The organism is Streptomyces sp. NPDC031474 (assembly GCF_055581185.1).
Genome location: NZ_JBVIJX010000003.1, coordinates 336,372 through 353,681, shown reverse-complemented (window position 1 = coordinate 353,681; position 17,310 = coordinate 336,372). Strand labels below are relative to the sequence as shown.

The following is a 17,310-nucleotide window of genomic DNA, read 5'->3' as shown; positions in this document are numbered from 1 at the left end:
GGTGGCCCTCACCGAAAGGAGAGGGCCACCTTTAAGTCCTTTGCGTTGTTCACACGTAAAGTCATGGAGGCATGATGTCCCTGATCGATGAGTACCGCGTCGATGAGTACCGCGTCGACCTCGCTGCCACCTTCGTATCGCTGACCGAAGAAGCCGCCGACCTTCGTACCCGGGTCACGGAACTGCGCCAGGAACTCGCGGACCTCGGCGAGCGCATGAACGTCCTCTCGACCGCACTGAGGTCGACGAGATCCTGATCCAGCCCCTGCCCGGACTTGCCGACATGTGTTGACGACGCTGAGGTGCAGGGTCTCGGCGATCCGGTCGTACGGGTAGCCGAACCCCTCCCTCAGGACGTACGCGGCACGTTGCCTCGGAGTCAGGGTCTCCATCAGCAGGAGGACCGCTCGCTCCACGGCGTCCTGGCGCTCGGCCACCGCCTCGGGGTTCGCGTCGCAGTCCATCCGCTCGGGGAACGAGGGACCGACGCAGGACTCCCGGCGTTTCCAGGCGGACTGGACAACGTTGATGGCCAGCCGGACGGTGGTCGTCCTGAGCAGTGCCGACGGGTTGGAGACAGCCGTGCGGTCGGCGCCCTGCCACCGCAGCCATGTCTCCTGGATGACGTCCTCGGCCTCGTGGGCGTTCCCGAGAATCTGCCGGGCGAGGGCGAGCAGTCCGGGCCTGGCCCGTACGAACACCCAGGTCGCGTCGTCCAGCGCGGTGACGGACGTGCCCGCCGTCTCCCGGCTCTGCCTGGTTTCGGTCAGATGTGCGTCCATGTCCGGCTCCTCTGCTTCGTGGGTCAGCAGCTCGAAGGGCGGCCGGCACCAATGTCGCGCCCGAGGGCGGTCAGGCGCGCCCTTGGAAGGCCGTAGGGGACTGCGTGGTCGTGCCGTGGGAGGTCCGTGGCCGGCTCGTCCGGACCGTCGTTCCGGGCGGCGCTCGATCCACCACGTTCGGTCAAAGCCGAAAGTTCTCGCTTTCGCCGCCGCTTACCCTGGATCAGGTTCGCCTCGGTCGCACCACGGCCGCAGTGATCCGGCAACGCACCGGCCGACGGGCCGGGCGCAGCAACGTCCTGGTCCTGCGCGGTGAAGCGGGGATCGGGAAGAGCGAGCTGCTGAAGTACCTGCTGGGGCGTGCCACCGGATGCCGTACCGTCAGCGCTGTCGGCGTCCAGTCCGAGATGGAGCTCTCCTACGCGGGCCTGCACCAGCTCTGCGCGCCACTGCTGTCGGGACTCGACAACCTCCCGGTACCGCAGCGCGACGCACTGGGCACGGCGTTCGGGCTGCACACCGGGACCACACCCGACCGGTTCCTGGTGGGTCTGGCCACGCTGAGCCTCCTCTCGGACGCCGCCGGGACTCAGCCGCTGGTCTGCGTCGTCGACGACGCGCAGTGGCTGGACCGCGTCTCCGCGCAGACAGGAAGGCCGCAGGACTCAGTACCACCGAGCGGTCGGTCTTCTGCCAGCGCAGCCATACCTCCTGGACCACGTCCTCGGCCTCCACCGTGCTGCCGAGTATGCGGTAGGCGATTCCGAAGAGCCGCCCGCGGTGGTGTACGAAGACGGCGACAGCGTCCTCAAGGTCGTCAGGTGTGGTGGGGGACGGTTCGATACGCATGATCCATTGGCCTCCGTTGCTACGGTCATCCGCTGCATGGACCGTGACCGACCGGCGCTTGTGACAGCAATGGACGATGTGTTTTCACGGGACCTGCGAAATGCCACTGTTCGAGACACTGAGATGCTCTGTGTGACACCCGAAGCACTGCATATGATGTGGACAAGGGTTGAGGAGGGGAGGGAACCGATGGTCTCCGCGAGCCGAACGGCACACAGCATCGAGGTCACCGCCGAGGGCCTTCAGGAGGAACTGGCCCGGCTGCAGTTCCAGAAGCAGGCGCTGGAAAGGGAGTTGGCGGCGGTCGTGGCACATCTTGGCTCGGTACAGCGGGCCCTCGGCGCTCTTGAGAGCGCGCTGGTCACGCCGGCCGCCGCCGCTCGGACGGACGAGTACACCGCGCCCGGTGCCTCGCGGACGGACGCCGAAGCGGACAAGCAGTACGGAAAGCTCACCGAGCAGATCCTGGCGTACTTCGCCAAGGTCGGTGACGTCGAGGTACGAGCCCGTGACGTCGCGGCGGCGCTCGGTCGTGACGCCGACAGCGGAAGCATCAACGCGGTCCGCAGCACACTCGACCGCCTCGTCGCCTCCTCCCGCGTCCAGCGCGCCGGCAGGGGCCTGTATCGCACCGGGCGTTCCTAACCTCACGGGGCAATACACCTAGCGCACGGCGGTCACCGCGACGAGCCGAGGATCACCCCCCTCCACGCGCGCGGCGAAGTCCGCGACGCGGCGGAGTGCCGCTCCCCTGTGAGCCTCCCGGTACAGGAAGCCCTCGATGTCGGGCAGGCCGCGCGCGGCCTCCTCGCGTGCGGCCATGGCGTACCCCCGAGGGAAACGAGAACCCCATATGGTCATGCTGTGCTGCCTTCCTCGGCGCGGCCGGCACTCGGGTTCTGCGTCCGCCCACCCGTGACGAAGGCGTCCCGCGGGTACGACTTGAGCATCGCCGTCGCCAGCGACAGCAGTGACATGCCGAGGCGAAGGAGAGCGTCGTGCCGGCCACCGCCTTCGGGATGCCGGCGCGGTTCCGAGCCGCGTCAATGAAGTGTGATGGCCCTCTCGGGGCAGCTCGTCGCCGCGGTGCGCGCCGCCTGCTCCAGTCGTTGAGGCACCTCGGGCTGTTGGGCCGTGGCGTAACCGTCGTCGCTGAGATCGAACACCTCGGGGCACAGGGCGGAGCAGACGCCGTGGCCGCGGCAGCGGTCCTCGTCGACGGTGACGTTCATCGCGGGCTCCCCTCGGTGCGGGTGCACTCCAGTTGGAGATGGGTCAGGCCGCGCAGGATGTACGTCGGCACGTAGTGGTAGCGGCGCGCCTCGGCGGGACCGTGTACGCGTTCCGAGATTCTGATGTCCGCCGTGCGCTCCAGAAGGCGCTCGATACCGACGCGTGCCTCGGCGCGGGCCAGTGGCGCGCCGGGGCAGGTGTGGATGCCGCGACCGAAGGCAATGTGGTGGCGGGCGTTCGGGCGGGCGGGGTCGAAGGTCGCAGGGTCCTCGAAACGGCGCGGGTCGCGGTTGGCCGCCCCGTTCACCACCATCAGCGTGGTGCCGGCCGGGATGTCGACGCCGCCCACCGTGGTGGCGGTACGGGAGAGCCGGAAGTCCCCCTTCACCGGACTCTCCATGCGGAGCGTCTCCTCGACGAAGTTGGGGATGCGGTCGGGTTCCGTGCGCAACAGGTCCTGGATGTCGGGTCGTTCGGCGATGATCTTGAGTGTGGAACTGAGCAGCCGGACGGTGGTCTCCTGACCGGCCGAGAACAGGTTGGTGGCCACCCGCACGGCGTCGGCGACCTCGGGCAGGGAACCGTCAGGGAACGAGGCGGTGGCCAGACCGGTCAGGACGTCGTCACGCGGTTCCCGGCGCCGGTCCTCGATGTAGTGCGTGAACCGCCCGTAGAGGAACTCCAGCGGAGAGTGGGCCAGGGTGTCCTCACCGGTGCTGCCGATGCCGGCCCCGGCCTGCGGCCGGCGCTGGAGCCGGTCGAGGAACTCCTCGCGGTCCTCCTCGGGCACGCCGAGCAGATCGGCGATGACGAGCAGCGTGAAGGGGCCGGCGAACTCACTGATGAACTCGCCCTCCGGACGCGCCAGGAAGGTGTCCAGCATGCGGTCGGCGATCTCCTGGACGGCCGCCTCGTTCTCCTTCAGGCGCTTCGGTGTGATCAGCCGCATCAGCAGCGCGCGGTGCGCGGTGTGCACGGGCGGGTCGAGGGTCGGCAGTTGGTCACTCATGGGGAGCTCATCGCGGTGCCGCGCGATGAGCTCGCTGACGTCGTCGCCTTCGAGCGGGACCGGGAAGCCGGGGAAGGGGCCGGTCACCGACAGGCACGACGAGAAGGTCTGCGCGTCCTGGGTCACCTGGACCGCCTCGTCGTACCCCGTCACCATCACCACGCCGTGGTGGGGTTCGCGGCGCACAGGGCACCGCGCGCGCAGGCCGTCGAGGTAGGGGTAGGGATCTGCGATCAGTCCGTCGTCCCGGAAGAAGTCGATCGCGTCGATGTCGTCGGACGGCTCTTCGTAGGGCGCCACGGCCCGCCTCCTTCGTTCCGCAGGAACAGCACTTCCTCGTGAAGGCTGTTCTTGCCAATGAGAATTTAGTTCTCAATAAGGAAGATTGCTAGTTGCCTGGGGTGACATCGGCAGTCCGGCCGCGTCCACCGGCGCGCCGAGCTCGTCGACGAGTCCCCAGCGCAGGGCCTCGACCGCGTTCAGCGGGTCGCCGGTCAGGGCCAGGTAGGCAGTCCGTTCCCGGCCGATGCGGGCGGGCAGACTCGCCGTGCCGCCCGCGCCGGGGATCAGCCCCATGCCGATCTCGGGCAGCCGGATCACGGTGTCGGGCGAGGCCGTCACCCTCCCCGCGAAGGCGGCCAGTTCGATTCCGGCCCCCACGCAGGCGCCGTGCAGATGGACGCTTGCCTTGGCCGCGCAGCGCAACAGCAGCGCGGCTGGACTGCGCTCGACACGCACCCGGTGGGCCCGTGCCGGATCGGCCGACGTGCCGAACTCGGCGAGATCACCGCCGCTGCAGAAGGAGGCCCCGCTGCCGCGCAGGTCGACGCGGGTCACCGTGGGGTCCGCCACGGCGACCTCCAGGGCTTCGCACAGGGCGTCCCGGGTCGCGGCGTCGAAGGCGTTGTGCACGGCCGGGCGGTTGAGCGTGATGGTCAGCAGGCGGCCGGCCCGGGTGAGCTGGACGGGTTCGGCACCCGGGCGGGCGGTGCGGGGCCGTTTCGCGGCGAGCCACGCCCGGAAGTCCGGTCCAGCCTGGAGGGTGGAGTAGGCGAGAGACTCCACCACCAGCCGGTCGGACGGCGAAAGGGTGCGGCCCATGCGGAGCACCTGCACCAGCGTGAGGCAGGCGTCGGTGCGGGCGGCGACGATCTCCCGCAGTCGTCGGGCGGTGGCGTACGGATCGGCGCACCCGACCCAGGGGCGCGGCGGGTCGGGCGCGCCGGTGAGCAACACGTCGAACTCCCCGGCCGCTTCCCCGGGGTGGGCCGACACCGCAACCCGCACCGACGGCGCATCCGGCGGGGGAGGCGAGGTCGCGTGGTCGAGGTCGGCCAGCAGGAAGGGTGGTCCCATGGTGCTTGCAGTGTAATCTTGCCTCACCTCTTACGAGAAGGGGGTTCGCATTGTGAAGAATGCCGCTCTCGTAGCTGATTGGGCGGCCACCGTCGCCGGTCGGCTGGGGCCGCTGACCGCGGTGGCCGACGCCTTCACCGCCTTCACCGGCGTTCCGGTGGACCTGGCCGCCACGCTGTTCCAGCGGGCAGAGTCGGCCGGCTTCCGCACTCCCGCCAGGACCTCGGCAGGTGGCTCGTGCAGGCTCCTCGCCACCGCTGACGGCTGGGCGGCGGTCAACCTGGCCCGCCCCGACGACCACGCCACCCTGCCCGCTCTCCTCGGGCTCCTCGGCACCCCGCAGGCCGCACTGGAGACGGCCGCGCGCCGGACCACGGCAGCCGAACTCGCCTACGCGGCACAGAAGTTGGATATCGCCGCAGCAGTCCTCGGATCCGCCCGCGGTGGCCGTGCGCCGGTAAGCGCGGAACGGCACGGGCAGCCCGGACCGCGAGGGCTCGCCGGGCTGCGCGTCGTCGACCTGTCCGCGCTCTGGGCGGGGCCGCTGTGCGCACGGCTGCTGGGGCTGGCGGGCGCCCGGATCGTGAAGGTGGAGAGCACGACACGTCCGGACGGCGCCCGCTTCGGGCACCCGGACTTCTACCGCCGCCTGCACGAAGGTCACGAGAACCTGGTGCTGGACTTCTCCTCCGGTGCGCTCGCCGAGGTGATCGCGGACGCCGACGTGGTCGTCGAGGCTTCCCGTCCGCGGGCGCTGAGGCGACTCGGGGTGCGTGCGGAGGAGTTCCTCGCCGCCCGCCCCGGCCGGGTGTGGGTGAGCATCACCGGCTACGGCCGCGACGACGACCGGATCGCTTTCGGTGACGACGCGGCGGTCGCCGGCGGCCTGACAGGACAGGACCGGCACGGCGACCCGGTGTTCCTCGGCGACGCCCTCGCCGACCCTCTCACGGGCGTGTACGCCGCGCACGCAGCCGTCCGCTCCTTACGACAGGGCGGCGGCGAACTGCTGTCCGTGTCCATGGCGGCCTGCGCGGCCGCCCAGCAGAAGGCTCCGATCGCGTGCTGATCAGGGACGTGGAGGTAGCGGGGCGGGGCCGGGCGGACGTCCGCGTCGAGGGCGGCTTGATCGCCGAGATCGGGCGGGGGCTGCCCGGGCCCGCCGATGTCGACGGACGTGGCGGTGCGTTGCTGCCGGGACTGCACGACCATCACGTCCACCTGATGGCGATGGCGGCCGAGGCGGCGTCGGTGCCGGTCGGCCCCGCCGACGTACGCGGACGCGCCGGCCTCGCGGCGGCCCTGCGGAGCGGGGCGCCGGGGGAGTGGGTGCGGGCCGTCGGCTACTACGAGAGCGTCGCCGGGGACCTGGACCGGACGGCGCTGGACGCCCTCGTCCCCGACCGGCCGGTCCGGGTGCAGCACCGCAGCGGCACCATGTGGTTCCTCAACACCCTCGCCCTGCGGGCCGCCGGGTTGGACAGCGCCGACGGGCGCCTGTGGCGGGAGGACCAGCGCCTGCGCACCCTTCTGCCTCCCGTGCGGCTCGACCTGGCCGACGTCGGGCGCCGGGCCGCGCGGCGCGGCGTCACCGGTTTCACCAACGCCGACCCGCATCCCGCCGACGGCCTCGCCCAGACCCTGTCCGCCCTGCCCCAGCGGCTCCTCGTCATGGGCGTCGACCCGCCCGTGAAGCTCCTGCTCGACGACCGGACCCTGCCCGCACCCTCCGACCTCGCCGCCACCGTGACGGGCCTGCGGCCGTGGCCGGTCGCCGTGCACTGCGTCACCCGTGTGCAGCTGCTGGTGACGCTCCTCGCCCTTGAGGAAGCGGGCCCCGTGGCGGGCGACCGCATCGAGCACGGTTCCGTGATCCCGGCCGAGACCCTCCCATGGCTGAGGCGGCTCGGAGTGGTCGTCGTGACCCAGCCGCACTTCCCGGTCGAGCGGGCCGAGGCATACGCCACCGACGTGCACCCCGACGACCGGCCCCACCTCTACCGCTGCCAGAGCCTCGTCGCCGCCGGTATCCTCGTCGCCGCCGGAACCGACGCGCCGTACGGCACTCCCGACCCTTGGGCCGTCATGCGGGCGGCCGTCGCACGCGACGACGGGGAGGGCGTCATGCCGGGTACGGCGCTGAGACTCTTCCTGGGCAACCCCCACCGTCCCCACCGGCCGCGACAGGTGGCGGTCGGCTCGCCGGCCGACCTGTGCCTGCTCCACGTGCCCCTGCGGGCGGCACTCGACGCGCTGACGGCGGACGTCGTACGAGCCGCGTACGTGCGGGGCCGCCCGATCACCGAGTGAACCTGGAGAGACGAACCGCCCGCGGAAGCCGGCCCCGGGTGCTTCGTCACCGGCGCGAGGCGTTCCCGCTGACGTTCAGACGCTGTACCCGCCGTCCACCCCGAGGGCCTGCCCGGTGACGAACCCGGCCCGGTCCGAGGCGAGGAACGCGACCGCCTCCGCGATGTCCCTGGCCTGCCCGAACCGGCGCAGGGGGATGTTGCGGCGGGCCACGGCGAGGGCCTCCTCGTCGAGTTCGCCGTCCTTGATCAGCCGGGCCGCGATGCCGTCCGTGAGCATGCCGGGTGCCACGCAGTTGACGCGGACGCCGTAGCGGCCCTCCTCGGCGGCCAGCGCGCGGGCGACCGCCTCGACCGCCCCCTTGACGCCCGAGGACAGCCCGTCGCGGACCGGGTAGCGCCGTGTGGCCACGGTGGTGACGGCTACGACGGCGCCCCGGCTCTCGCGCAGCAGCGGCAGCGCGGGATGGACCAGGTTGTAGAACGCCACCGCGTCGGCCTCCAGTTGTGCGCGGTACCGGCTGGGCGAGACCTTGCTCAGATGGGTCATGGGCACATGCGGTCCGGCCGCGTAGACCAGCGTGTGCAGGCCGCCGCACCCGCGGACGGCCCGTGCCGTCTCCGTCTCGTCGGTCAGGTCCACCCGCAGGGCGGCGACGTTGCGGCCGTACGCCTTCACCTCCCGGACGAGAGCCTGCGCGGCCTCCTCGTTGGCGCGGTACGTGAACGTGATGTCGCTGCCGCGTTCGCCGAGCATGCGCACGATCGCGGCCCCGATGCCGCCGGTGCCGCCTGCGACGAAGGCGGTGCCCGGCCGGTGCGTGAAGTCGTCCATGTCTCACAACCCCAGGGACTTGGCGATGATGACCTTCATGACCTCGCTCGTCCCGGCGTAGATACGGGTGATGCGGGCGTCCGCGTACAGCCGGGAGATCGGGTACTCCACCATGTAGCCGTATCCCCCGAAGAGTTGAAGACACCGGTCGACGGCACGGGCCTGCATCTCGGTGCAGAAGAGCTTCACCTTCGCCGCGTCCGCTCCGGACAGCCGCCCCTCGGCCAGCTCCAGCACGGCCCGGTCGAGCACAGCCTGCGCCGCCTCGATCTCGGCGGCCACGGCGGCGAGTTCGAACTTGGTGTTCTGGAAGGACGCGACCGGCGTCCCGAAAACCCGGCGCTCCTTGACGTACGCGATCGTCGTGTCGAGCGCGGCCCGCGCCTGCGCGACCGACCCGACCGCGACCGTCATGCGTTCCTGGGGGAGGTTGTGCCGGAGATACGCGAAGGCGCGGCCCTCCTCCCCGAGCCGGTTGGCGGTCGGCACGCGGACCTCGTCGAAGGCCAGCTCCACGGTGTCCTGCGTCTTGATGCCCATCTTGTCCAGCATCCGGCCGCGCGTGAAGCCGGTCATGCCGTCCTCCACCACCAGCAGGGTGAGCCCCGCCCGGCGGTCGTCCGGGTCGGCCGAGGTGCGCGCCACCACGATCACCAGGTCGGCCAGCAGCCCGCCGGTGATGAACGTCTTCGCGCCGCTGAGGACGTAGCAGTCCCCGTCGCGCACGGCGGTCGTACGGATGCCGGCGAGGTCGGAGCCGGTACCCGGCTCGGTCATGGCGATCGCCGTCAGCAGCGCGCCGGAGGCCAGCCCGGGGAACCAGCGCCGGCGCTGCTCGTCGTCGGCGTAAGTGAGGAAGTAGGGCAGGACGACGTCGAGTTGGGTGCGGACGGTGCCGAGCGTGACCAGGGCGCGGGCCGCCTCCTCCTGGAGGACGACGTTGTAGCGGTAGTCGGGCTGCCCGCCCCCGCCGTACTCCTCCGGGACCGCCATGCCCAGCAGGCCCAGCGAGCCGAGCCGTTCGAAGAACGACCGGGGTAAACGCCCGGCCTTCTCCCACTCGGCGTAGTGCGGGACCACCTCCTTGGCCACAACGTCCCGGACCAGCTCCCGGAACGCCTCGTGATCGGCGGTGAAGACATCACGGCGCACGGCAACGTCCCCTGTCAGTCGGCGAGTTCGACGAGGGTGGCGTTCGCGGTGCCGCCGCCCTCGCACATGGTCTGCAGGCCGTGACGGATGCCCCGCTCCCGCATGTGGTGGATCATGCGGATCATCAGGACGGCCCCCGAGGCGCCGAGCGGATGGCCGAGAGCGATGGCGCCGCCGAGCGGGTTGAGCCGCTCCGGGTCGGCGCCGGTCTCGGCGAGCCAGGCGAGCGGAACGGGGGCGAAGGCCTCGTTCACCTCGAAGACCCCGACGTCCGACAGGGCAACGCCCGCCTTCCGCAGCACCTTCTCCGTCGCCGGGATTGGCCCGGTGAGCATCAGCACCGGGTCGGAGCCGACCACCGCGCCCGCTCGGAACCGCACGATCGGCGTCAGCCCCAACTCCCGCGCCCGGCCGGGGGTGGTGACCAGGACGGCCGCCGCTCCGTCGGAGATCTGCGAGGAGTTGCCCGCGTGGATCACTCCGTCCGCGACGAACGACGGCCTGAGCCCCGCGAGTGTCTCCACGCTGGTGCCCCGGCGGATGCCCTCGTCGGCACTCACCCCCGCCACCGGCACGATCTGCTCCTCGAAGGCCCCGCGGTCCTGCGCGGCAGCCGCCCGCTCGTGCGACAGCGCCGCGTACGCGTCCAGCCGCGTCCGCGACAAGCCCCACTTCTGCGCGATCTTCTCCGCCGAGATGCCCTGGTTGAAGGAGAAGTCCTGGTACCGGGACAGGACTTGAGGGCCGTACGGCGCTCCGCCCGCCCTCGCCGAGCCCAGCGGCACCCGGCTCATGACCTCCACCCCGCCCGCCACGACCACGTCCTGCTGCCCGGACAGGACCGCGTGCACGGCGAACTCCAGCGCCTGCTGGCTCGATCCGCAGGCCCGGTTGACCGTGGTCCCCGGGATGCTCTCGGGCCAGCCTGCCGCCAGCACCGCGTAGCGGCCGATGTTGCTCGACTGGTCACCGACCTGGGACACACAGCCCCAGATCACGTCGTCGACCGTCTCCGGGTCGACCCCGGCCCGCTCGGCCAGCGCGCTCAGCACCGCTCCGGACAGGTCGGCGGGGTGGATGCCCGCCAGCCCCCCGTTACGTCTGCCCACGGCGGTCCGGACCGCTGCCGCGATCACCGCTTCCCGTGTCACGTGTCGTCCTCCGATCGGCTCGGTACGGCCCAGCGGCCGGTGAAGAGTGGTTCACGGCGGCCGGCGAACGCGGTGTACGCCTCCTGGACGTCCGTCCCGGCGAAGTTCACGGCCTGTGCCCGCGCCTCGTTGGCCAGGGCGTCCCGCAGGGTGCGGTAACTGCCCTCGTTCAGCAGCGCCTTGGTCTGGGCGAGGGCGACGGGCGGACCCGCGGCCAGCCGGGCGGTCAGGTCGTCGACTAACGCGTCCACCGTCGCGGCGTCCGTCACCCAGGTCACCAGGCCCAGTGCCCGCGCCTCTTCGGCGTCGATGGTCTCCGCGAGCAGCGCGAGCCGTTTGGCCTGCTGCAGTCCGACGAGTCTGGGCAGCAGCCAGGAGCCGCCGCAGTCCGGGGACAGCCCGCGCCGCGCGAAGATCTGCGAGAACCGCGCCTCGGGGATGGCGACCACCAGATCGCAGCCCAGTGCCAGGTTCCAGCCCGCGCCCACCGCCGGCCCGGTCACCTTGGCGACGGTGGGTACGGGCAGTTCGTGCAGCAGCAGCGTCACCTCGGTCAGCGGCCGCATCCGGTACAGGGGGTGGACGGTGCTGACCTGCCGGGGGATGTCCGCGCCGGAGCAGAAGGCGCCGCCCGCACCGGTCAGGACGAGCGCCCGGACGCCAGCGTCGGAGGCGACCGCCGTGAGAGCGGCCCGCAGTGCCTCCCACAGCTCGGCATCGATGGCGTTCCTGCGGTGAGGCCGGTTCAGCGTCAGAGTCCGCACGCCACCGGAGTCACTCGTCAGCAGCACGCTCACCGGATCTCCCCCCGCGCCCGCAGGGCGGCGATCTCGCCCTGCGCGTACCCGAGTTCGGCCAGCACGGCGTCCGTGTGCTCGCCCAGCGCGGGAATCGCTCCCATCGGCGGGTCGTACCCGGTGACCACGGGCGGCGGCAGCAGCGCGGGCACCGGACCCGCGGGCGTGTCGACCTGCCGCCAGCGGTCGCGGGCGGCCAGGTGCGGGTGGGCGAGGACGTCGGTGACCGTGTTGTAGCGGGAGTTGCCGATCCCGGCCGCGTCGGCCCGCTCCTGGACATACGCCAGCTCGTGGTGTGCGCACCAGGCGCCGATCTCCTCGTCCAGGACCGCACGGTGCGCCACACGACCGGCGTTGGTGCGGAACCGCTCGTCGTCCGCCAGCTCGGGCCGGCCAAGCAACTCCCGTGCCAGCCGTCGCCATTCGCGGTCGTTCGTGGTCCCGAGCACGACGGTCCGCCCGTCGGCCGTGGGGTAGGCGCCGTAGGGAGACACGGCGGGTGAACCCATGCCGAGCGGCTGCTGCTCGATCCCCGAGTGCCGGGTGTACGTCAGCGGATAGCCCATCAGCTCGGTCATGGTGTCGAACAGGCTCACCGCCACCTGCCCGGGCCGCCTGGCGTACAGCAGCGAAAGCACCGACAGCGCCGCGTACAGGCCGCTGCACACGTCCGCCACCGGCGGGCCCGGTTTGGCCGGGGCTCCGGGGTGACCGGTCACCGAGCAGGCCCCCGACTCCGCCTGGACCAGCAGGTCGTAGGCGCGTTTGTGGGAGAGGGGCCCGCCGGGCCCGTACCCGTCGATCTCCACGGCGATCAGGTGCGGGTGGCGCACCTCCAGGTCGGTGGGGGACAGGCCCAGCTTGGCGGTGGTGCCGGGGGTGAGGTTGGAGACCAGGACGTCGGCGCGCTCCAGCAGCCGGTGCACGACCGCCTGCCCGGCGTCCGACTTCAGGTCCAGGGCCACCGACTCCTTGCCCCGGTTGACCCACACGAAGTGCGCCGCGAGGCCGCCGACCACGTCGTCGTAGTGGCGGGCGAAGTCGCCGCCCGCCGGGTTCTCCACCTTGATCACTCGGGCGCCGAAGTCGCCGAGTGTGCGCGTGCACATGGGAGCAGACACGGCCTGTTCCAGTGCCACGACCGTGATCCCCGCCAGGGGGCCGCCGCTCGTCACCGTGCCCGGCTTCCGTAGCGGGCGCGCAGTTCGTGCTTGAGCACCTTCTGGCTGGCGTTGCGCGGCAGTTGGTCGACGAAGCGCACCTGACGGGGCACCTTGAAGTTCGCCATGTGCTCCCGGGCCCACGTGATGACGTCCTGCTCGGTGACGTTCGCTCCGGGTCTCGGCACGACGAACGCGCAGCCGACCTCGCCGAGCCGCTCGTCCGGAACCCCGATCACCGCCGCCTGCGCTATCGGCTCGTAGCCGAGGAGCAGCCTCTCGATCTCGGCCGGGTAGGCGTTGAAGCCGCCGACGATGAACATCTCCTTCTTGCGGTCGACGATCGCCAGGTTGCCGTCCGGGTCCAGGCGGCCGATGTCGCCGGTGTGCAGCCAGCCGTCGGGGTCGATCGTCTCGGCGGTGGCCTCGGGGGCGTCCCAGTAGCCGCGGGTGACGTTGTAGCCGCGGACCAGGACCTCCCCTTCCTCGCCCGCCGGCACGTCCTGTCCGGCCTCGTCGACGATACGGACCTCGACGTCCGGAATCGGACGCCCGGTGGTGCGGGCCACCGTCTCCTCGGCGTCGCCGGTCCGGGTCGTGGTGACCAGCGCCGTCGACTCGGTGAGGCCGTAGGCGCTCAGCACGATGTCGAAGGACAGGTCCTTCTTCATCGCCCGGATCAGCGACTCCGGGACGGTTGTGCCGCCTGTCATGGACACCCGAAGGGACGACAGGTCGTACGACGACCGCGCCGGATGGTTCAGCAGGTCGTGGAAGATCGTCGGCGGGCCGAGGACGATGCTCACCCGCTCCGCCTGGATGACCTCCAGGGCGCGCCCCGCGTCGAAGACGGCCATGGGGATCACGGTCACGCCGTGCATCAGGGAGGCGAGCCAGCCCGCCTTGTAGCCGAAGCAGTGGAAGAACGGCGGGATGACCAGGAAGCTGTCGGAGGAGGTGAAGGTGTACTCCGTGGACATCCAGCCGTACGCCCGCAGTGTCTGCCCGTGGGTGAGGATCACGCCCTTGGGGTGGCCGGTGGTGCCGGACGTGAACATCACGTCGGAGACGTGATCCGGGGTGAGCCGGTCGACGGACGCGTGGGCGGCTTCCTCGGGGCACTCCTCACCATGTGCGAGGAACTGACTCCAGTCGAGGCCTTCCGTGCCACCCGGCATCGACACCGTGGTGCGGAGCGCGGGCAGTTCGGGGTCGATGCGTCTCAGCTCCGCGATGTAGTCGGTGCCGAGGAACGACGCGGCGGCGAACAGTGCCTTCGCGCCGGACTTCCGCAGGATGTAGGAGATCTCGGTCGCCTTGAAACGGGTGTTGAGCGGTACGACGACACCCCCGCGCCCTGGATGCCGAGGGCCGTCACGATCCACTCCGCCGAGTTCGGTGCGCACAGGCCGACGCGGTCACCCGGCCCGATGCCGAGCGCGAGCGCCGAGCGCACCGCGTGCGTCATCCGGGCCGCCAGCTCCTGGAAAGTGAGGCGCAGTGCGCCGTCGACGAGGGCCGGGGCCTGCCCGAACCGCCGTGCGGCGACTCTCACCACGTTCGGGATGCTGAGGAATTCCAGGTCGTGTCGCATGACGGGTGCTCCGTTCAGGCACGGCGGTCGGCGGGCAGGCGCAGCAGCCGCTTGGCGATGATGTTCCGCTGGATCTGGGACGTGCCGCCGTACACGGACGCGGCCCGCGAGTAGAAGTAGTCGCCCAGGACCTCGCCGCCCCCCTCGTGGAGTTCCTCGGGGAAGACCTTCAGCGCTGTCTCGTACAGGCGCTGTTCGGCGCGGGTCATGAGCAGCTTGTCCACGGACGACTCCGGCCCCGCAGGCTGCCCGGCGAGCCGCTCGGCGGTGCGGCGCCGGGCGTGGGCGACGAGGACCCGGTAGTCGACGACACAGCGTCCGATGTCCGACAGCAGCCCGTCCGGGAGCGTGCCTCGGCGCTCGTGCGCGGCACGGCGCAGACGTTCGATCAGCTGCCCGTACTTCGACAGGTGGCCGGTGTCCAGGGCGTTGCGCTCGTAGGCCACCGTCGTCATCGCCAGCGGCCAGCCGTCGCCCTCGGCGCCGATCCGCTCGGACTCCTCCAGGCGTACGTCGTCGAGGAACAGCTCGCAGAACTCGTCGTCGCCGTTCGCCGCGCGCAGGGGCCGGACGGTCACGCCGGGGCGGTCCAGGGGCAGTACGAAGGCAGAGACGGAGGTGCGGGCGGGCGCGGTGCGGTCGGTGCGGGCCAGCAGCAGACAGAGGCTGGAGTACTGGGCGTAACTGGTCCACAGTTTCTGCCCGTTGACGACGTAGTGGCCCTCGGGCCGTCGCTCGGCGAAGGTGTTCATGCCGGCCAGGTCCGAGCCGGCGCCGGGCTCGCTGAAGCCCTGGCACCACACGTCGTCACCGGAGAGCATGCGCGGCAGCAGACGGCGGCGCTGCTCCTGGGAGCCGAACTCGATCAGGGCGTGCGCGAGATAGCCGATCCGGGGGACACCGGGCGCGCCGCACGCTCCCAGTTCGTCGCTGACGGCCACCTGGTGCAGTGCGGTCATACCCCGGCCCCCGTACTCCCGCGGCACGTCGAGGCCGACCCAGCCGCCGGAGTGCAGCCGGCGGTGCCAGCGGTGCAGGAAGACGGGGAGCGGTTCGTCTACCGGCCGTTCGGGCAGCGGATGGTCGGCGAGCCAGGCGCGGAGGTCGTGGCGCAGCCGCTCCAGATCCGCCGGCACGCCGAAGTCCAGGGGCAGGTGCGGATCCGTCATCGCGTCGCCTCCGGTGCGGCCAGCGCGGGCAGCAGGTCGGCCGTGGTCGCCAGCAGGGTGGCCCCCACGAGGACCCGGCGCAGGTACAGATGGGCCACGTGCTCCCAGGTCTGGGCGATCCCGCCGAACACCTGCATGCCGGCGTACACCGCCTCGACGGCCGAGGTGTTGACCTCCGCCTTTGCCACGCGCGCCGCGGTGAGCGCCCGGCCGGCCGACTCGCTGTCCAGGCACCATGCGGCGTGACGCGTGGCGCTGGTGCAGGCCTCCACGAGGACGGTCGCGTCGGCGAGCAGGTGCTGCACGGCCTGGAAGGAGCCGATCGGCCGCCCGTACTGGTGCCGCTCACGGGCGTAGTCCACGCTCTGCTCCACGAACGACCTGGCCGCACCCACGAGTTCACTCGCCACGACGACCAGGCAGAATGCCTGCCACCGCTGGTGTGCCTCAGGTGTGAGCCGGCCGACCTGCCGTCCCGCGGGCGAGGCCCGCCGTACACCGCGCAGGAGGTCCGCGGTGGGCGCGGGCGGCCCCAGCTCCACGAGCGTCACCCGGCCTTCGGCGTCGACGAGGAGCGCGGCGTCCGCCCCCGCACAGTCCCAGGCCACCAGGTCCGTCGCACCGGGCCCCGGAAACCGCAGGTCGTGGGCCAGAGCGACGGTGGGCCGGGCGCCGGCAGCGCCTTCGGTGTTCCCGTCCGCGTCGAGGAGACGCAGCAGTTCTGGGCCGAGCAGCGCGGTGCCCAGCAGGGCAGTGGCCAGCGGACGTCGGCCGTGCTCCTCGGCGAGCAGGGCGCACTCCTGCACGGTGGCGGCCGGTGGGGAGGCGCGGCGGAGCTCCGTCAGGCCGAGGTCGTCCACCGCCCGTTGCGCGGCGCTGCGCGTGCCCGGTCCGGCCTCGTCGGGCGAGCCCGTGCCCAAGCGGGTCGCGAGCGTCCGCAGCATGTCCCGGACCAGCGTGAACTCCTCGCGCTCCACGCTCAGTCCTCCTCGGCGGCGGGGGTGGAACGGCGGCTCGCACGGGAGGCGAGGTCGTTGATGATGCGGATGTGGTCGGGACTGGTCATGGTGGAGCGCTCGGCCAGCAACGCCGCCTCCATACCGCCGCGCGAGACCTGCTCGACCACCGCCGCGAGCGCCGCCTTCGTGGCGCGCAGCGCCTCCGGGGGCTGCGCCGCGAGCCGGTGGGCCAGGGCCAGGGCCTCGCTCATCAGGTCGGAAGGAGCGACGACCCGGTTGGCCAGGCCGAGTTCGACGGCGGTGGCGGCGGGGATGCGGTCCCCGGTGAACAGGTACTCCTTCACCCGCAGCAGGCTCGTCAGCAGCGGCCAGAGGGTCACACCGCCGTCGCCGGCGACCAGGCCCACCGAGATGTGCGGGTCGGCGAGGTAGGCGTCCTCGGCCATGAGCACGAGGTCGCATCCCAGGGCGAGGGAGCAGCCCAGGCCCACCGCGGGCCCGTTGACGGCGGCGACGACCGGCAGCGGGAAGCGGATCATCTCCGTCTGGATGGTCCGGTCGAGTCGGATGGACCGCTCGCGCAGCTCCGGGTCGTCGTGGTGGCGCAGCAGATGGTCGAAGTCGCCGCCCGCGCTGAACGCCCGGCCCGCTCCGGTGAGGACCACCGCACGGGCCTCGCCGTCCTCGGCGAGCTCGCGCCACACCTCCGACAGCCTGCGATGGAGAGCGGCCGAGACGCCGTTGAGGCGATCGGGCCGGTTCAGCGTGACGACGCGGACGTCTCCGTCGGCGGCCACGGTCAGCGCCTGGCTCTCGTCGGTCATGCCGTCGATGTTATTAAAGGTCAGGCCGACTGTGTCAATGGTGTTGCGCAAAATGGAGAATCACATTCTCGCGCATGTGCATGCACGGCACCCGTGCGTGGGTATGCACGGGTGCACGGGTGCACGGGTGC

At 71.6% G+C, this 17,310-nt stretch carries 17 protein-coding genes and 3 pseudogenes; 4 read left to right on the top strand and 16 right to left on the bottom strand.

The features are described from left to right. Positions 1-8 precede the first annotated feature (8 nt). Positions 9-782: a sigma factor gene (locus ACZ5SK_RS07160; RefSeq protein ID WP_468158428.1), complete on the bottom strand. Its 774-nt coding sequence runs from the start codon at positions 780-782 to the stop codon at positions 9-11. Between the two features lie 254 nt (positions 783-1,036). On the opposite strand from ACZ5SK_RS07160, the pseudogene ACZ5SK_RS07155 reads away from it, so the two are divergent. Continuing rightward, a pseudogene (locus ACZ5SK_RS07155) lies at positions 1,037-1,432 on the top strand (AAA family ATPase); the annotation flags it as partial. A gap of 10 nt (positions 1,433-1,442) precedes the next feature. On the opposite strand, the pseudogene ACZ5SK_RS07150 reads toward ACZ5SK_RS07155, so the two are convergent. Beyond that, positions 1,443-1,631, bottom strand: a pseudogene (locus tag ACZ5SK_RS07150) (sigma factor); the annotation flags it as partial. A gap of 189 nt (positions 1,632-1,820) precedes the next feature. On the opposite strand from ACZ5SK_RS07150, the gene ACZ5SK_RS07145 reads away from it, so the two are divergent. Continuing rightward, positions 1,821-2,276, top strand: coding sequence for a hypothetical protein (locus ACZ5SK_RS07145; RefSeq protein ID WP_334582064.1), 456 nt, complete (start codon positions 1,821-1,823; stop codon positions 2,274-2,276). Positions 2,277-2,294: 18 nt separating this feature from the next. Here the strand turns inward: ACZ5SK_RS07145 and ACZ5SK_RS07140 are convergent, their stop codons facing one another. From ACZ5SK_RS07140 to ACZ5SK_RS07125, 4 genes are all read right to left on the bottom strand, one after another. Continuing rightward, positions 2,295-2,453: a hypothetical protein gene (locus tag ACZ5SK_RS07140; protein WP_334582062.1), complete on the bottom strand. Its 159-nt coding sequence runs from the start codon at positions 2,451-2,453 to the stop codon at positions 2,295-2,297. Between the two features lie 221 nt (positions 2,454-2,674). Then, positions 2,675-2,863 (bottom strand): ferredoxin, encoded by a 189-nt coding sequence (locus tag ACZ5SK_RS07135; RefSeq protein WP_334582061.1) that lies wholly within the window; start codon positions 2,861-2,863, stop codon positions 2,675-2,677. Then, positions 2,860-4,173 carry a cytochrome P450 gene (locus ACZ5SK_RS07130; protein ID WP_361702588.1) on the bottom strand — a complete coding sequence of 438 codons (1,314 nt, stop codon included), beginning with the start codon at positions 4,171-4,173 and terminating at the stop codon, positions 2,860-2,862. The genes ACZ5SK_RS07135 and ACZ5SK_RS07130 overlap by 4 nt, the downstream gene beginning before the upstream one ends. Before the next feature lie 72 nt (positions 4,174-4,245). Continuing rightward, positions 4,246-5,229: an enoyl-CoA hydratase/isomerase family protein gene (locus ACZ5SK_RS07125; RefSeq protein ID WP_468417019.1), complete on the bottom strand. Its 984-nt coding sequence runs from the start codon at positions 5,227-5,229 to the stop codon at positions 4,246-4,248. Positions 5,230-5,281: 52 nt separating this feature from the next. Between ACZ5SK_RS07125 and ACZ5SK_RS07120 the strand changes: the two genes are divergently transcribed. Next, a complete protein-coding gene (locus ACZ5SK_RS07120; RefSeq protein ID WP_334582056.1) occupies positions 5,282-6,298 on the top strand; it encodes a CoA transferase in 1,017 nt (338 codons plus the stop codon). After that, a complete protein-coding gene (locus ACZ5SK_RS07115; RefSeq protein WP_468417021.1) occupies positions 6,292-7,539 on the top strand; it encodes an amidohydrolase family protein in 1,248 nt (415 codons plus the stop codon). Before ACZ5SK_RS07120 ends, ACZ5SK_RS07115 begins: the two co-directional genes overlap by 7 nt. A gap of 75 nt (positions 7,540-7,614) precedes the next feature. Here the strand turns inward: ACZ5SK_RS07115 and ACZ5SK_RS07110 are convergent, their stop codons facing one another. The 10 genes and pseudogenes from ACZ5SK_RS07110 to ACZ5SK_RS07065 form a co-directional block, all read right to left on the bottom strand. Continuing rightward, on the bottom strand, positions 7,615-8,373 hold the full coding sequence (locus tag ACZ5SK_RS07110; protein ID WP_334582054.1) for an SDR family NAD(P)-dependent oxidoreductase: 759 nt from the start codon (positions 8,371-8,373) through the stop codon (positions 7,615-7,617). A 3-nt stretch (positions 8,374-8,376) separates the two neighbouring features. Further along, on the bottom strand, positions 8,377-9,525 hold the full coding sequence (locus ACZ5SK_RS07105) for an acyl-CoA dehydrogenase family protein (protein WP_468575503.1): 1,149 nt from the start codon (positions 9,523-9,525) through the stop codon (positions 8,377-8,379). A 14-nt stretch (positions 9,526-9,539) separates the two neighbouring features. Next, complete coding sequence (locus tag ACZ5SK_RS07100) at positions 9,540-10,676, bottom strand: thiolase family protein (protein WP_334582052.1); 1,137 nt, start codon at positions 10,674-10,676, stop codon at positions 9,540-9,542. Further along, the gene (locus ACZ5SK_RS07095; protein WP_468158429.1) at positions 10,673-11,473 is read right to left on the bottom strand and encodes an enoyl-CoA hydratase/isomerase family protein; all 801 of its coding nucleotides are present in this window, start codon (positions 11,471-11,473) and stop codon (positions 10,673-10,675) included. The genes ACZ5SK_RS07100 and ACZ5SK_RS07095 overlap by 4 nt, the downstream gene beginning before the upstream one ends. Beyond that, a complete protein-coding gene (locus ACZ5SK_RS07090) occupies positions 11,470-12,612 on the bottom strand; it encodes a CaiB/BaiF CoA transferase family protein (protein ID WP_468158430.1) in 1,143 nt (380 codons plus the stop codon). Before ACZ5SK_RS07090 ends, ACZ5SK_RS07095 begins: the two co-directional genes overlap by 4 nt. 32 nt (positions 12,613-12,644) lie before the next feature. Beyond that, positions 12,645-12,956: an AMP-binding enzyme gene (locus ACZ5SK_RS07085; RefSeq protein ID WP_468575575.1), complete on the bottom strand. Its 312-nt coding sequence runs from the start codon at positions 12,954-12,956 to the stop codon at positions 12,645-12,647. 174 nt (positions 12,957-13,130) lie between these two features. Continuing rightward, positions 13,131-14,227: pseudogene (locus tag ACZ5SK_RS07080) on the bottom strand (AMP-binding protein); the annotation flags it as partial. A gap of 14 nt (positions 14,228-14,241) precedes the next feature. Next, positions 14,242-15,396: an acyl-CoA dehydrogenase family protein gene (locus ACZ5SK_RS07075; RefSeq protein ID WP_334582047.1), complete on the bottom strand. Its 1,155-nt coding sequence runs from the start codon at positions 15,394-15,396 to the stop codon at positions 14,242-14,244. After that, positions 15,393-16,373, bottom strand: coding sequence for an acyl-CoA dehydrogenase family protein (locus tag ACZ5SK_RS07070; RefSeq protein ID WP_334582046.1), 981 nt, complete (start codon positions 16,371-16,373; stop codon positions 15,393-15,395). Before ACZ5SK_RS07070 ends, ACZ5SK_RS07075 begins: the two co-directional genes overlap by 4 nt. 2 nt (positions 16,374-16,375) lie before the next feature. Next, the gene (locus tag ACZ5SK_RS07065; RefSeq protein WP_334582045.1) at positions 16,376-17,179 is read right to left on the bottom strand and encodes an enoyl-CoA hydratase/isomerase family protein; all 804 of its coding nucleotides are present in this window, start codon (positions 17,177-17,179) and stop codon (positions 16,376-16,378) included. Positions 17,180-17,310: the final 131 nt, after the last annotated feature.

What these genes read in the sequence shown, in the direction of transcription:
- ACZ5SK_RS07160 (WP_468158428.1), bottom strand. Translation starts at nt 782, where the DNA reads ATGGACGCACATCTGACCGAAACCAGGCAGAGCCGGGAGACGGCGGGC.
- ACZ5SK_RS07145 (WP_334582064.1), top strand. Translation starts at nt 1,821, where the DNA reads ATGGTCTCCGCGAGCCGAACGGCACACAGCATCGAGGTCACCGCCGAG.
- ACZ5SK_RS07140 (WP_334582062.1), bottom strand. Translation starts at nt 2,453, where the DNA reads ATGGCCGCACGCGAGGAGGCCGCGCGCGGCCTGCCCGACATCGAGGGC.
- ACZ5SK_RS07135 (WP_334582061.1), bottom strand. Translation starts at nt 2,863, where the DNA reads ATGAACGTCACCGTCGACGAGGACCGCTGCCGCGGCCACGGCGTCTGC.
- ACZ5SK_RS07125 (WP_468417019.1), bottom strand. Translation starts at nt 5,229, where the DNA reads ATGGGACCACCCTTCCTGCTGGCCGACCTCGACCACGCGACCTCGCCT.
- ACZ5SK_RS07110 (WP_334582054.1), bottom strand. Translation starts at nt 8,373, where the DNA reads ATGGACGACTTCACGCACCGGCCGGGCACCGCCTTCGTCGCAGGCGGC.
- ACZ5SK_RS07085 (WP_468575575.1), bottom strand. Translation starts at nt 12,956, where the DNA reads ATGTTCATCGTCGGCGGCTTCAACGCCTACCCGGCCGAGATCGAGAGG.
- ACZ5SK_RS07075 (WP_334582047.1), bottom strand. Translation starts at nt 15,396, where the DNA reads ATGACGGATCCGCACCTGCCCCTGGACTTCGGCGTGCCGGCGGATCTG.
- ACZ5SK_RS07065 (WP_334582045.1), bottom strand. Translation starts at nt 17,179, where the DNA reads ATGACCGACGAGAGCCAGGCGCTGACCGTGGCCGCCGACGGAGACGTC.